The organism is Paenibacillus sp. J5, from assembly GCF_054955055.1.
In genome coordinates, this window is the sequence record NZ_JBUEDD010000007.1 from 218,197 (window position 1) to 232,534 (window position 14,338).

Genomic DNA, 14,338 nt, shown 5'->3' on the forward strand with positions numbered 1-14,338 from the left:
TCTCCCTGCTGACAGCTTGGTTCGATGAGGCGCTGAAGGAGGAGGGAGAAATTGCAGGAGTGGCTTCTAAGATGCAACGCATGTGGTTCGACCGACCGCCGTCATGCAGCAATGCAGCGCGCGCCGGGAGCTATGCGCGGTGCGGCCCAAGCCCGCCTAAGAGACAGGCGGGCTTACAGGCTAAGGCTATGGCATCAGGCGTGAATATCGGCGAACTTGACACACACCGGCTTGGAGGCTGTCAGCTCATCGCCAGTAGGCTCCAGCTTGCCGCTATGCTCGTCACGCCTGAACGTGACGACATTATTGCCGTCGCGGTTAGCGGCGAGCAGGAAGCGGTTGTCGGGAGATAAGGCGAAGTTGCGCGGATGCCCGCCGCCTGTGGAGACATGCTGAACCAGGCTTAATCGTCCGGTCTGCTGATCTACCGCATAGACGGCGATGCTGTCATGGCCGCGGTTGGAGCCGTACAGATAGTGACCGTCCCTAGATAGATGAATGTCGGCGCATGCATTGTCCCCCTCGAAGCCTTCGGGCAGTGTGGAGACGGTCTGAAGCTCCGTCAGCTTTCCTTGCTCGGCATCATAGTGGAAGGCAGTGATTGTGGCGCTCAGTTCATTAATGAGATAGCCGTAAGGCTGGGTCGGGTGGAAGGCGAAGTGCCGGGGTCCCGAGCCAGGTGTTACGGACACCTCGCTCTGCAGGCTGAGCTTTCCCTCGGCAGCATTCAGGCGATAGACGAATACCTTGTCGAGTCCCAGATCACAGGCGACAGCGAAGCGGTTGCCCGGAGCGATGAAGACGGAATGCGTTCTGGCCTGGCTCTGCACAGGAAGCAGGCTGGAGCCATGATGCTGCAGCACATCGGATGCTGGCGCGATCGTGCCATCCTCGCGAAGCAAGGATACGCCAACCAGTCCGCCGTGGTAGCTGGAGACGATGATGCAGGAGTGCGTCTCGTCCAGTGTAATATGGCAGGTGGGCGCCTGTACTGTCGGTACCTTGTGCAGCAGCTTCAGCATGCCGTTAGCCGGATCAATCTCATAAGCGGCGGCTGCGGCGGTACGCTTGCCCTGCTCGTCCGTCTCGTCCAGTATTGCGTAGAGTCGCCGCTTGGTCGCATCGATGTCCAGAAAGGTCGGATTGGACAGGCCCTCTACCTCTTGAATAAGCTCGAGCCTACCTGTATCCGGGTCATACGCGCAGACGCGCAGACCCGGCTCGGAAGGCGCAGCATACGAACCGATATAAGCATACATTGTCATAATTAATAACACCCCATACATACGTTCTGAGGATGACGAGCATCCTTTGGTCAATTATCGCAAAAATCATGCATTCAGGCAAATCACGTAGCGAATACGACGAGTGGGCATATTGGCGAAAAAAATCAAGTTTTTGCACAATGAATTATATTGAATGTTGCCTGAAATGCGCCTATCATTATAAGTGTTCACTTTGGCGGAAGGCAGAGCTGGGTATTCTTGCTATATGCTTAGCCTGCTAGATGTTAGCAACTTAATTGTAAGCGCTTTACAGTAAGTCTTATGGTATTTCTTGCGTCGGAGTCACTCTGCTGTAAGTAGTATTGTGGCGGCTTCAACTGGCGTGAGCCACAGGCGGCAACTGGGAGCAGGAAGCTCCATAAGCGGAATGGAGCCCGCTGCGCCGACCAGTGCAGCTCGGCTTCAGCCTGTATCTGACCTGCTGTTCTTGCCATCATGCAACCTCAACGCTATCTATGAAAGGACGAGACAAATGAAACGAAAACTATGGGTGCTGGCTTTGAGTCTTGTAATGCTCTTCACGACTGCTACCATCGCTTCGGCAGCGGGGGAGGAGAGGTTCTCTCTAGTAGCCAGTCCATCCAGCCCTGAAGTTGGACAAGAAGTGGCCTTCACATTGAAGGGGGAGCAACTGACCGACGTATATGGCTACGAAATTCAAGTGACTTATGATGCGGATAAGCTGGAATATAAGAGCGTTTCCAGTCTGGTTAAAGGCTGGTCCATCGAACCGGTTCGCGAAGGCAATCGGATTACCTTTGCCCATACGAAGGTTGGGAGCAGCACCAAGGGGGACAATGGAACGGTTGAGCTGGCCAAGCTGTCCTTCAAGACTGTGAAGGAAGGCGAGGCGAAGGTGGAGCTTGCGACGATCAAGCTGGTAGACAGCTCGGTGAAGTCAATCGAGCTGCAGCCTAAGACGAGCGCGGCAATAACAGTCAAGGCAGCGAAGATCGAAGAGACCGGGCCGAAGGCGAGCTTCTCTGACATCTCCGGGCATTGGGCGGAGGCTAACGTACTGAGAGCTGCGGGCATCGGCTTCGTCAATGGGTATACAGATGGCACGTTCCGTCCGAATGGCCAGGTAACACGGGCCGAGTTCGTGACGATGCTGGCCAAGGCGACCTCCCTGAAGGCGCAAGGCGAGTCGAAGCTGGACTTCAAGGATCTGGACACGATCCCAAGCTGGGCCAAGGCGTATGTCGGTCTGGCTGTTGATACAGGAATCGTGAATGGCTATTCGGATCACACCTTCCGCCCGAGCCAGACCATTACACGCGCTGAGATGGCGGTTATGGCAGCCAGAATGCTGCAATTGCCGACGCAACAGGAGCCGAAGCTGAATTACGCCGACACGGATCGTATTGCTTCCTGGGCGGGAGCATCTGTAGCGGCTGTCAGCGAAGCAGGTCTGATGAAGGGCAAGGGCGGCAATCGCTTCGCGCCGCAGGAGATGACAACCCGCGCCGAGGCAGTTACACTGCTGCTGTCGCTGCTGGACTATCAAGCTCAATAAGCTGAGGAGAGGAAGGATGGCTATCATGCGCAGAACGAAACAACGCGGGAAGTGGGCTGCGGCAATGGTCCTTGGACTATGTGTCAGCCTTGTGCCGCAAATGCCTCAAGCTAATGCTGCCGATCCAATAGGCGCAGAAATAACGCTTCGACAGATGGAAGAGGGAGAGAGTGGTCTGACTGCCATCTATCGGCTTGAGCCAGCAGCAGGGCGCGCCGTTACGGTACAGGATATTACAGTTGCATACGATGAGCAGGAGATTGATTTTGCAGGTGCGGAGCCGCTGCGTGAAGGTCTTCAGATTACTGGCATCGCACAGGAAGCGGGCAAGGTTCGGATTATTATGGTAAGTGGGCAGGCGGATGCCGCCCCCGATCCGTCCGAAGATATGCTGGCTCTGCGCTGGGAAGTGAAGGCAGAGGAGGGACACCCGTTGTCAGAGCAACCGGTTGCTCTGGAGCGCTCGGATTTCTACTATGCGCCGGAGTCTGTGGACGGGACGGAAGTGCCGCAGATCATAGAAGGCGGAATGCTCGGTGATCTGGATGGTGATGGACAACTGACGATTGCCGATCTGGGACTGCTTGCAGCCGGAGAGGGATTGGCTGAGGGCAGTGAGGAATGGGAGCGCTACGCGGCAGGGGATGTGCAGGCTGACGGTGTCATCTCCCTGGAGGATATGAAGCTGTTGACCGAATGGATGTTGCACGGACAGCCAGTTGCCCAGGCAGAGGAGGTCGAGGCTGCTGTATGGACAGGCGATCTGAACGGGGATGGTCGAACGAGTGTGGCTGACCTGGCTGTGCTGGTGAATGCGCTCGGCCTGACATCGACCGATGAGAACTGGGAGGCGGTGAAGTCCGCCGATTCCAACGGCAACGGAGTCATTGACAGTGAGGATCTCGCGGCATTGGTTCAATTAATATTGAATCCAAATCATTAAGGAAGGATCAGCCCCCGGCGCCTTGGGATGCCGGGGGCTGCCCTCGTTGCAGGGGTATTCAGCAAAAAACAACAATATACAACTTGAAGAAAAAAATGTAAAAATTTCTTTGTAAATATATAGAAAACTGTCCAAAAGTGTGTTATCTTAGTCACAGGGCCAATGTTAAAACATCGTTCTCGCACAGCGCGTCCTCTATTTCGTTAAGAAAGTGAGGTGATGGGCTGTTTTTTGTCGTTTCGTCCGATAGTTTCACTAGCCGAGCAAGATCACGGAGGTGAGAACACACGAATTGAACTGAAAGGGATGTGAGACCAACCATTTAGGAGGAAGAAATTCGACATGAGAAAAATTAACATGAAGAGAGGGACATTGTATCTTGCTATGCTGGTAGCCGTCTCTTCTTTCGGCATATTGCCGGGAGAACGGGCTGTCGAAGCAGCGCCAAGCACGTACAATTATGCGGAAGCGCTTCAAAAATCCATTTACTTTTATGAGGCCCAGCGTTCAGGAAAGCTCCCGGACAATAACCGTGTCGAATGGCGCGGAGATTCAGGTCTGCAGGATGGCTCGGATGTTGGACTTGATCTTACCGGTGGATGGTACGATGCGGGCGACCATGTGAAGTTTGGCTTCCCGATGGCATTCAGTGCCACGATGCTTTCCTGGTCGGTCATGGAATATAAGGAAGGCTACGTACAAGCTGGTCAACTCGATGAGATATTGGACAATATTCGGTGGGCAACGGACTATTTTATGAAAGCGCACACAGCACCGAATGAGCTGTGGGGTCAGGTGGGCAACGGAACGATGGACCATGCCTGGTGGGGACCAGCAGAGGTCATGCCGATGGCTCGCCCGTCCTATAAGATCGATACAACCAAGCCTGGCTCTGATCTGGCAGGGGAGACGGCTGCCGCACTAGCTTCTGCCTCTATCGTGTTCCGGGACAGTGACCCGGACTATGCGGATGAGATGCTGCAGCATGCCAGGGAGCTGTATCAGTTCGCAGATCAGTACCGTGGTGTCTATTCACAAAGCATTCCAGATGCGGCTCAGTTCTATAATTCCTTCAGTGGCTATCAGGACGAATTGTCTTGGGGAGGCGCCTGGCTCTATCTGGCAACGGGAGAGCAGACATACCTGGACAAAGCGATAGCTGCATCTAACCACTGGGGAAAAACACAGCAAGGCGATTGGGCCTATACATGGGGCTTGGCCTGGGACGACAAGAGCTATGGCGCACAAATCCTGCTTGCCAAGATTACCCAGGACTCACGCTTCATTAAGTCTGCTGAACGCAATCTTGACTACTGGAGCACCGGGGTTGCGAGTACAGGCGAACGAATCCGTTATACGCCGGGCGGCTTGGCCTATCTCGATCAATGGGGAGCGCTGCGTTATGCTGCCAACCAAGCGTTCATCGCCTTTGTCTATTCAGACTGGGTAGATGATGCCGCGAAGAAAGCGCGCTATCGCCAGTTTGCGGAGAAGCAGATTCTGTACATGTTAGGGGATAATCCTCGCAATGGAAGCTATGTCGTCGGTTTTGGCGAGAACGCGCCGAAGCGACCGCATCATCGTACTTCTCATGGCTCGTGGGCGGACAGCCAGTCTGTGCCTGCGAATCATCGGCATGTGCTGTATGGGGCGTTGGTCGGTGGACCAGATCTCAATGATCAGTATACCGACGCGATCGAGGACTATGTCTCGAACGAAGTCGCAACGGATTACAATGCAGGCTTTACCGGTGCCCTGGCGAAGATGATGCTGCTTCACGGGCAAGGGAAAGAGCCGCTGGCGAACTTCCCGGCGTCTGAGGTACGGGATGATGAGATGTTTGTTGAAGCAGGCATCAACACCAGTGGCAGCCACTTTATCGAGATTCGTGCAGTGATGAATAACCGTTCGGGCTGGCCAGCACGTGTCAGCGACAAGCTGAGCTTTAACTACTATGTAGATCTTAGCGAGGCGGTTGCGGCTGGCTACGGACCCGAGGATATTACCGTCTCCGTCGGATATCATCAGGGCGCTGTTGCATCCCAACTGCTGCCGCATAACCCGGCTGAACATATCTATTATACGAAGGTTGATTTTACTGGAACGCCAATCTATCCGGGAGGACAGAGCGCTGTCCGCAAGGAGGTTCAGTTCCGTATCGCTGCCCCGGCAGGCACTTCTTTCTGGAGCAATGCGAATGATCCTTCCTTCCAAGGTATTGGCTCCTCGGCCAATTCTCCGGTGAAGACCGCGAAAATTCCGGTCTATGATGCAGGAGTGCGGGTGTTCGGTCAAGAGCCGGGCGCTGGCGGGCCGGTTGAGCCGGTAGCACCGCTGCCGCCAACCAATGTGAAAGCGACGGCAGGCGACGGGCAGGTGGTATTGTCCTGGAATGCGGCGACTGGCGCCACTCAGTATACAGTCAAGCAATCGACAGTTGCTGGCGGGCCTTACACAGCCGTGGAGACCGTGACAGGCACGACAGCGACGATTAGCGGACTGACGAATGGAACGACGTATTATTTTGTGGTGAGCGCTTCCAATACTGTTGGTCAGAGCGCTAATTCTGCTGCTGTATCGGCTGTTCCGACCGAGGCGGAGCAACCGGCGATCGGCGACCTGGTTGTTCAATACAAGACCAGCGACACCAACCCGCTGGACAATCAGATGCGTCCGCTTGTACGCATCATGAATCAGGGAGATGAGACGATTAACCTGAGCGATCTGAAGCTTCGCTACTTCTACACGATAGACGGAGCAAGACCGCAGGAGTTTCATTGTGATTATGCACAGGTCGGCAGCGCCAATGTGACCGGCACCTTCGGTACACTGACACCTGCCAAGCCTGGAGCGGACACGTATCTTGAGGTTGGATTCACCACCAGCGCCGGTACGCTGGCGCCTGGGCAGAACTCGGGGGAGATCCAGCTTCGGATCAATAAGGATAACTGGAGCAATTATAACGAGAGTAATGATTTCTCCTATGATGGCACTAAGCTGAATTATGCCGATTGGGACAAGATTGCTCTGTATTATCAGGGAGAGCTTGTCTGGGGACTGGAGCCCTAAAAATATTTGTTAACAACGTTGAATAAAAGCGATATGAGGAGGATGAATTTTCATGCCAAGATTCACAACGAAGCTCTGGGGCAAGCTGCTGTCCGGGGTACTGTCCGGGGTGCTGCTGTTCTCTGCCATTGGCGGTGTAGCCAGTGCGAATACGAGCCCGGATGCGACCATTGCTTCTTCGATGGAGCAGACGCGTTTCCTGCAGCTATACGCGCAGATCAAAGATCCAGCTAGCGGATATTTCTCCGCGGAAGGTATCCCGTATCACTCCATCGAGACACTGGTGAGCGAAGCGCCGGACTATGGACATATGACGACCTCTGAGGCTTATAGCTACTGGATGTGGCTGGAGGTTCTCTACGGCTATCATACGAAGGATTGGAGCAAGCTGGAGGAAGCCTGGGATAATATGGAGAAATACATTATTCCAACCAATGGGGGTGGCGTTAACGAGCAGCCAAGCGTCAGCTATTACGACCCATCCAGTCCGGCAACCTATGCTGCCGAGCTAGCTCAACCGGACTTGTATCCGAGTGCGCTGAACGGCAAACATACGCCAGGTCGCGATCCGATTGATGCTGAGCTTCGAGCCACATATGGCAATAATGCATCCTATCTGATGCACTGGCTCGTTGACGTTGACAACTGGTACGGCTTCGGCAATCTGCTGAACCCTAGCCATACGGCCACGTATGTCAACACCTTCCAGCGTGGTGAGCAGGAATCGGTATGGGAAGCGGTCCCGCATCCGTCGCAGGATGATAAAACCTTCGGCAAGGCAGGAGAAGGCTACATGACCTTGTTCACGAAGGAGAATCAGGCTCCTTCCGCACAATGGCGCTATACAAACGCGACCGACGCGGAGGCTCGTGCCATCCAGGCGATGTATTGGGCCAAGGAGCTCGGCTATAATAATCAGGTTTATCTGGACAAGGCGAAAAAGATGGGCGACTATCTTCGTTACGGGATGTATGACAAGTACTTCCAGAAGATTGGAAGCGCTGCGAATGGCAATCCGGTTGCTGGTAACGGGAAGGATGCAAATCACTATCTGATGGCATGGTATACCTCATGGGGTGGCGGCCTGGGTCAGAGCGGCAACTGGTCCTGGAGAATCGGAGCGAGCCATATTCACCAGGGCTATCAGAACGTCCTGGCATCGTTCGCACTGTCTGATGGCGGTCTGACGCCGCAATCGGCTACGGCTGGACAGGACTGGGAGAACACGCTGAAGCGTCAATTGGAGTTCTACACCTGGCTGCAATCTGCCGAGGGCGCAATTGCCGGCGGAGCAACCAATAGCTGGGGAGGCGATTACAAGGCCTATCCTGCTGGTAAGAGCACCTTCTACGGGATGGCGTATGATGAGGCGCCGGTATACCGCGACCCGCCGTCCAATAACTGGTTCGGCATGCAGGCATGGGGCGTAGAGCGGATCGCCGAGCTGTATTATGCACTGGCTTCGCAAGGCGATACCAGCTCTGAGAACTTCCAAATGGCCAAGCAGATTGTAACGAAATGGGCAGATTGGTCGATGGATTATGTGTTCGCCAACAGCCGTCCGGTAGCGGATAGCGAGGGCTATTATCTGGATGCGCAGAACAACCGTATTCTGGGTGGGGCGAATGCACAAGTAGCTACAACGCCTGCACCAGGCGAGTTCTGGCTGCCAAGCAATCTGGAATGGTCTGGACAGCCGAACACATGGAACGGCCTGGCGAATCATACAGGCAATTCGAATCTGAAGGCGGTTACTAAGGACCCGAACCAGGATGCAGGCGTGCTGGGAAGCTATATTAAAGCGCTGGTCTTCTTCGCGGCTGCGACAGAGCAGGAGAATGGCAGCTATACGGCACTGGGGCAGCAAGCTGCAGAGCTGTCCAAGGATCTGCTTGATGTAGCATGGAACTACAACGATGGCCTCGGCATCGTAACGGAGGAGGAGCGTGCAGATTACTTCCGCTACTTCGAGAAGGAGATCTATATTCCAGGCGGCTGGAGCGGCGTAACTGGCCAAGGCAATACGATCCCTGGCAATGCTGGTGTACCTTCCGATCCGTCCAAGGGCGGCAATGGCGTATACATCTCTTACGCTGATCTGCGTCCAGATATTGTGAATGATCCACAATGGCAATATCTCGTCGATACGTACAATAACTCGTACAACAAGCAAACGAAGAAATGGGAGAACGGTACGCCGGTATTTACGTACCACCGCTTCTGGTCTCAAGTAGATATGGCGACGGCTTATGCTGAGTATGACCGACTGATCAATGGTGATAATGGCGGTCCGGTACAGCCTACTGTTCCAAGTGCGCCAATCAATGTTCAAGCTCAAGCAGGCAACGGCAAGGTGGAGCTGAGCTGGAGCAAGGTAACAGGTGCGACTAGCTATGTTGTAGCTCGTTCGACAACTTCTGGCGGGCCATACACGACAGTGGGCACTCCAACCACGAATGCGTATACCGATACGAATGTAACGAATGGAACGACGTATTACTATGTCATTCGCGCGGTGAATGCCGTTGGGGAGAGCGCGAACTCTGTACAGGTGAGCGCGACGCCGACCAGCACGCCAACACCGACCTCCAACCTGGTGCTGCAATATAGCACGAGCGACACGAACCCGCTGGATAACACGATCCGCTTCCAGGTTCGCGTGGTCAATCAGGGAACGAGTGCGATCGATCTGAAGGATGTGAAGATCCGCTATTACTATACGAAGGAATCGGCACAAGCTCAGCAATTCTTCACAGACTATGCTCAGGTTGGCAGCTCGAACATCACGGGCACATTCGGCTCGGTCAGCCCAGCGAAAACAGGAGCTGACAGCTATGTCGAGATTGGCTTCAGCGCAGGAGCAGGCAGCCTCGCTCCAGGAGCCAACAGCGGCGATATTCAGATTCGTCTGCATAACGCCGACTGGTCCAACTTTAATGAGAACAACGACTATTCCTACAACGGGATGCAAAACAGCTATGCCAATTGGAACAAAGTAACTATCTATCATAACGGTGTGCTGGCTTGGGGAATGGAGCCGTAAGGAAAGCAGTACGCTGGCTACCCAGAGCAGGTGGCCGTATGATGCAATAAGGTAGACAGGGCGTCTCCTCGTCACGATGACGAGGGGGCGTCCTTTTTATAGGTAGATCATGCCAGGCAGATTAAATGTATAGAGGGGACTTTAAGAAGGGACTTCTCAAGCGACTCGAAATAAGCTATACTTTAGTCAAACAAAGTCATCAGATGACCTGATTAATTATAGGGGGCGTCCTCATGTTCATGGATTCAATCAGACAGCAGCTTATCTCCATTGTCGGGGAGCAGTGGTTCAAGGATGACCCGCAATCGCTAGTTACCCATTCCTATGATGGCACACCGATGCTGCAATCACTGCCGGACGGGGTAATCTACCCGGAGAGCACGGCACAGGTATCCGCCATAATGAAGGTGCTGCATGAGCACCGGATTCCGCTGGTGAGCCGCGGCTCGGGGACGAATCTGTGCGGCGGTACGGTGCCGGTGCAAGGCGGGGTGGTGATGGTTATGCATCGGATGAACCGCATCGTGGAGGTGGATCTGGAGAATCTGACGGCTACGGTGCAGCCTGGACTGAATACGAAGCAATTCATCACCCATGTTGAACAGCTCGGCTTGTTCTATCCGCCTGATCCGAGCAGTATGGCAATCTCAACGATCGGCGGCAACATCGCGGAATGCTCCGGCGGCTTGCGCGGACTCAAATACGGAACGACCAAGGATTACGTCATCGGACTGGAGGCGGTGCTGGCCAATGGCGAGGTTCTGCGCACAGGCGGCAAGCTGATGAAGGATGTGGCTGGCTATGATCTGACGAAGCTGCTGGTCGGCTCGGAAGGGACGCTGGCCGTCATTACCGAGGCGACGCTCAAGCTGATCCCGCCGCCCAAGGCGAAGAAGACGATGCTGGCCATGTATAAGGATCTGTATGGAGCCGCCCGCACCGTATCGAAAATTATCGAAAACAAGATTATCCCTGCGACGCTGGAGTTCATGGACAATCCGACGATTCGAGTCGTGGATGCCTTCGCCAAGCTGGGTCTGCCGCTGGATATGGAGGCCATCCTCTTGATCGAGCAGGATGGGGAGCCGGAGACGGTGGAGCGGGACATCGCGATCATCGAGCAGATCTGTCGCAGCGAGCAGGCCGACCAGATCAGTGTGGCGGCAGATGAGCAGGAAGCGCTCAAGCTGCTGACCGCACGGCGCAGCGCATTCACTGCGCTGGCGCGCCTAAGGCCGACCACGATACTGGAGGATGCGACGGTTCCTCGCTCGAAGATTGCTGATATGGTTCTGGAGATTAACCGGATCGCCAGCAAGCATAACGTGACGATCTGTACCTTCGGCCATGCCGGGGATGGCAACCTGCATCCGACGGCTACGACGGACGCCAGGGATACGGAGGAGGTACACCGGGTGGAGGCGGCCTTCGAGGAGATCTTCGAGGCGGCGATTCGGCTCGGAGGAACGATTACCGGGGAGCATGGCGTCGGGCTGGTAAAGGCGCCGTTCCTGGAATGGAAGGTGGGCTCGGCTGGTGTGGAGGTTATGAAGGCGATCAAGCAATCCTTCGACCCGCATGGCTTGCTCAATCCGGGGAAGATGTTCGCCAAGGAAACGCGCAAAAGGGTGGTGCTGCATCATGGCTAATCAATTGAACAACACGCTCTCCTCCAGCCAGGAGGCGAAGGGGGCGAGCGCCAGCCTGCTGCGGGAGAAGCTGCAACTGCGACTGGACTATGATCAGTTGACGAACTGCATGCGATGCGGCTTCTGTCTGCCAGCCTGTCCGACCTTCGGCGAGACCGGGGTGGAGGCAGAGTCTCCGCGCGGCCGCATCGCGCTGATGAAGGCAGTCGCTGACGGCATCATGGAGCCGGATCAGGCATTCGAGGAGCAGATGAATCATTGCCTGGGCTGTCGCGCGTGCGAGCCGGCATGTCCAGCCGATGTGAAGTACGGACAGCTCATCGAGCAGGCGCGCGATGCGATCGAGGATCATACAACGAGCCATCGCTGGTGGGTGAAGCTGGCGCGGCAGGCTGCCTTCCGCTATGTCTTCCCGGAGCAGCGGCAGATGAAGCGGCTCGGCAGCGCGCTCGCGCTCTATCAGCGCACAGGGCTCGCGCGGGTTGTGCGCGGCGCGGGTCTGCTGCGTGTGCTGCCTAAGCCGATGCGCGAGATGGAGAAGATTCTGCCGGCCGCATCCGGCAAGGGCGTCGTGGAGCTCGCAGGCGAGCGGCACCCGGCGAAGGGGGAGAAGGTGGCCACGGTCGGGCTGTTCCGTGGCTGTCTGATGGATGTGCTGTTCACCCAGACGAATCTCAAGACGGTCGAGCTGTTGACCGCGGCGGGGTTCGAGGTAGTTATTCCAGCGGAGCAGAACTGCTGCGGAGCACTGCATGCTCACAGCGGGGAGGCAGAGGGTGCGCGCGAGCTGGCGCGCGGCAACATTCGGCATTTCCGCGCGGCCGGTGTGGACTTCATCGTCTCCAATGCGGGCGGCTGTGGCGCGATCTTGAAGGAGTATGACCATCTGCTGCATGAGGATGAGACGTATGCGGAGGATGCACAGTGGTTCGCAGAGCGGGTCATCGATGTCAGCGCGTTGCTGATGCGCTGCGGCCATCTGCCGGAATTTGCCGATGCAACTGGCAAGGAGGTGCGTGTCACGTATCAGGACTCCTGCCATTTGCGCAATGTTATGCGTTCCTCCGATGCGCCTCGCAATCTGATTCGCAGGATCGGAGGCGTACAGTTTGTTGAGATGAAGGAGGCGGACCGCTGCTGCGGCTCGGCAGGCATCTACAATCTGACCCAGCCGGAGATGGCGGGGCAACTGCTCGATCACAAGATGGAGCATGCGGAGGCTACGGAGGCTGCCTATGTATTGACCAGCAATCCTGGCTGCCTGCTGCAGATGAAGCACGGGATTGACAAGCATGGCTTGTCCGGTCGCATGCAGGCTGAACACATCGTTGACTTCCTGTATGAGCGGATGGTGGAGCAGCGGAGTTAGGCTGAGGCGATGCCCAGCCGTCATACCTTGCCGCCGTCATGCCGCCATCATGCTGCTACCGTGGCGCTACTGTGTGCCGCTAGTGTGCCGCCGTCATGCCGCCGTCATGCCGCTATAGTGGCGCTAGTGTGCCGCCATCATGCTGCTACCGTGGCGCTACTGTGTGCCGCTATCATGCTGCTAGCGATACACTATCATGCCGCCTGCTTGCTGGGTCGAACGGTTCATAAGGAGTGGCAGCGTGCCGCTTGAACACAGTTAAGCCCCAAAATGCTAATTATGCATTTTGGGGCTTTTTGGGAATCTATGAACATGTCCAGGTTGCAGTCTTAGCTGAACTGTCGGGTACGTGAGCGCAGCAGCTCAGCCAGAAAGGCGAGTGCGAGCCCTTGCCCCCAGCCCTGAACACGCTTGCAGGAGACACCCTTATAGCCATCGGCATCATCCATGACGGCGGTGCCGGCAGAGACGCCCATGACCGAGCCGTCCTCCTTGATCTGCTTCAGGATGCCTTCAATGGACCGCTGAATATACTTGTTGTACAGCGTTCCCCGTGACAGCAGTGCAGTGGCGATGCCGCAGGAGCCGGAGGTTTCCTCATAGGAGGTAGGATCAGTCAACACCGTATGCCACATGCCATTGTCGGATTGCAGTCGGACGAGCGAGCTGAGCTGGTCGCGCATGGAGCCTTCAATAATCATGAAGGAAGGATGCGTGACGGGCACCTCATCGAAGGATTTGGCCATCGTGAGCGCCGCCCATGCATTGCCTCTGGCCCAGAAGATGGCGGACATATGGCTCTGCTGGATATGATCCCAGCCGTGGTAGTACAGGCTTGTATCCGGGTCCTGCAGCAATTCCTCGTGTCCGTGATATTGCCTCAGCCCATCCTCCAGGTAATCTGATCTTCCGAGCAGATTGCCCATGCGGATCAAGAAGTATCCCGCCATCATCATCGTGTCCACCCATGCCTGCTGCGGGAAATTATACGTCTCTGAATTGACCGTGTGCTGGAAGATGCCCTCTGCGAACCGTTCCGCATCATTCTTGAGGTAGTCTGCCAATTGAATGGCAACATCGAGATACACTTGCTCTCCAGTGGCCTTGTAGACGGAGATAAGCGCATGGCCGATCGACACGCCGTTCACAGACAGCTTGGGCAGCCCATCCTCCAGCTTCTCATCGATCCAGCCCTTCAACAGCTCGATATAATGCGGGTTCTTCGTCGCTTCATAAGCCTCGGCTACTCCGTAGAAGGCGACGCCTCCCGGCCAATCCCAGTTAAAGTCCATGCGGAAGGTCCGGTGGACAACCCGATCAATAACATCCAGGATCAGTTGTTCATCAAATTGTAATGGCGGCATAGTATACACTCCTTGATTATGGTAGTGAAAAGCATAAATGGCAATTGAGTAAGCAACTGAACAATAACATGAACCCATGATGCGGTCAAACGATTAAGT

The 14,338-nt window shown here is 55.5% G+C and carries 9 protein-coding genes; 7 read left to right on the forward strand and 2 right to left on the reverse strand.

Translation table 11 applies throughout. The features are described 5' to 3' along the window. Nucleotides 1-194: 194 nt before the first annotated feature. Nucleotides 195-1,265, reverse strand: coding sequence for a lactonase family protein (locus ACY1JZ_RS14930; RefSeq protein WP_462629858.1), 1,071 nt, complete (start codon nucleotides 1,263-1,265; stop codon nucleotides 195-197). Between the two features lie 493 nt (nucleotides 1,266-1,758). Here ACY1JZ_RS14930 and ACY1JZ_RS14935 point away from each other — a divergent pair, with 493 nt between their 5' ends. The 7 genes from ACY1JZ_RS14935 to ACY1JZ_RS14965 all read left to right on the forward strand — a co-directional run bounded on the left by ACY1JZ_RS14935 (nucleotide 1,759) and on the right by ACY1JZ_RS14965 (nucleotide 13,127). Next, nucleotides 1,759-2,802, forward strand: coding sequence for an S-layer homology domain-containing protein (locus ACY1JZ_RS14935; RefSeq protein ID WP_462629859.1), 1,044 nt, complete (start codon nucleotides 1,759-1,761; stop codon nucleotides 2,800-2,802). A gap of 25 nt (nucleotides 2,803-2,827) precedes the next feature. Continuing rightward, nucleotides 2,828-3,745, forward strand: a complete 918-nt coding sequence (locus tag ACY1JZ_RS14940; protein ID WP_462629860.1) for an EF-hand domain-containing protein — start codon at nucleotides 2,828-2,830, stop codon at nucleotides 3,743-3,745. 342 nt (nucleotides 3,746-4,087) lie between these two features. Beyond that, complete coding sequence (locus ACY1JZ_RS14945; RefSeq protein WP_462629861.1) at nucleotides 4,088-6,814, forward strand: glycoside hydrolase family 9 protein; 2,727 nt, start codon at nucleotides 4,088-4,090, stop codon at nucleotides 6,812-6,814. A gap of 52 nt (nucleotides 6,815-6,866) precedes the next feature. After that, a complete protein-coding gene (locus tag ACY1JZ_RS14950) occupies nucleotides 6,867-9,857 on the forward strand; it encodes a glycoside hydrolase family 48 protein (protein WP_462629862.1) in 2,991 nt (996 codons plus the stop codon). Between the two features lie 233 nt (nucleotides 9,858-10,090). Continuing rightward, entirely contained in the window at nucleotides 10,091-11,506 is a 1,416-nt protein-coding gene (locus tag ACY1JZ_RS14955) for an FAD-linked oxidase C-terminal domain-containing protein (RefSeq protein WP_462629863.1), read from the forward strand. Nucleotides 11,507-11,615: 109 nt separating this feature from the next. After that, nucleotides 11,616-12,875, forward strand: coding sequence for a (Fe-S)-binding protein (locus tag ACY1JZ_RS14960; RefSeq protein ID WP_462629984.1), 1,260 nt, complete (start codon nucleotides 11,616-11,618; stop codon nucleotides 12,873-12,875). Nucleotides 12,876-12,884: 9 nt separating this feature from the next. Then, nucleotides 12,885-13,127, forward strand: coding sequence for a hypothetical protein (locus tag ACY1JZ_RS14965; RefSeq protein WP_462629864.1), 243 nt, complete (start codon nucleotides 12,885-12,887; stop codon nucleotides 13,125-13,127). A gap of 77 nt (nucleotides 13,128-13,204) precedes the next feature. Here ACY1JZ_RS14965 and ACY1JZ_RS14970 read toward each other — a convergent pair whose 3' ends face one another. Next, nucleotides 13,205-14,239 carry a glycoside hydrolase family 88/105 protein gene (locus ACY1JZ_RS14970; RefSeq protein WP_462629865.1) on the reverse strand — a complete coding sequence of 345 codons (1,035 nt, stop codon included), beginning with the start codon at nucleotides 14,237-14,239 and terminating at the stop codon, nucleotides 13,205-13,207. Nucleotides 14,240-14,338: the final 99 nt, after the last annotated feature.

Excerpts from the sequence above, each read along its gene's own strand:
- ACY1JZ_RS14930 (WP_462629858.1), bottom strand. The coding sequence starts at position 1,265 with ATGACAATGTATGCTTATATCGGTTCGTATGCTGCGCCTTCCGAGCCG.
- ACY1JZ_RS14935 (WP_462629859.1), top strand. The coding sequence starts at position 1,759 with ATGAAACGAAAACTATGGGTGCTGGCTTTGAGTCTTGTAATGCTCTTC.
- ACY1JZ_RS14940 (WP_462629860.1), top strand. The coding sequence starts at position 2,828 with ATGCGCAGAACGAAACAACGCGGGAAGTGGGCTGCGGCAATGGTCCTT.
- ACY1JZ_RS14945 (WP_462629861.1), top strand. The coding sequence starts at position 4,088 with ATGAGAAAAATTAACATGAAGAGAGGGACATTGTATCTTGCTATGCTG.
- ACY1JZ_RS14950 (WP_462629862.1), top strand. The coding sequence starts at position 6,867 with ATGCCAAGATTCACAACGAAGCTCTGGGGCAAGCTGCTGTCCGGGGTA.
- ACY1JZ_RS14955 (WP_462629863.1), top strand. The coding sequence starts at position 10,091 with ATGTTCATGGATTCAATCAGACAGCAGCTTATCTCCATTGTCGGGGAG.
- ACY1JZ_RS14960 (WP_462629984.1), top strand. The coding sequence starts at position 11,616 with ATGCGATGCGGCTTCTGTCTGCCAGCCTGTCCGACCTTCGGCGAGACC.
- ACY1JZ_RS14965 (WP_462629864.1), top strand. The coding sequence starts at position 12,885 with ATGCCCAGCCGTCATACCTTGCCGCCGTCATGCCGCCATCATGCTGCT.
- ACY1JZ_RS14970 (WP_462629865.1), bottom strand. The coding sequence starts at position 14,239 with ATGCCGCCATTACAATTTGATGAACAACTGATCCTGGATGTTATTGAT.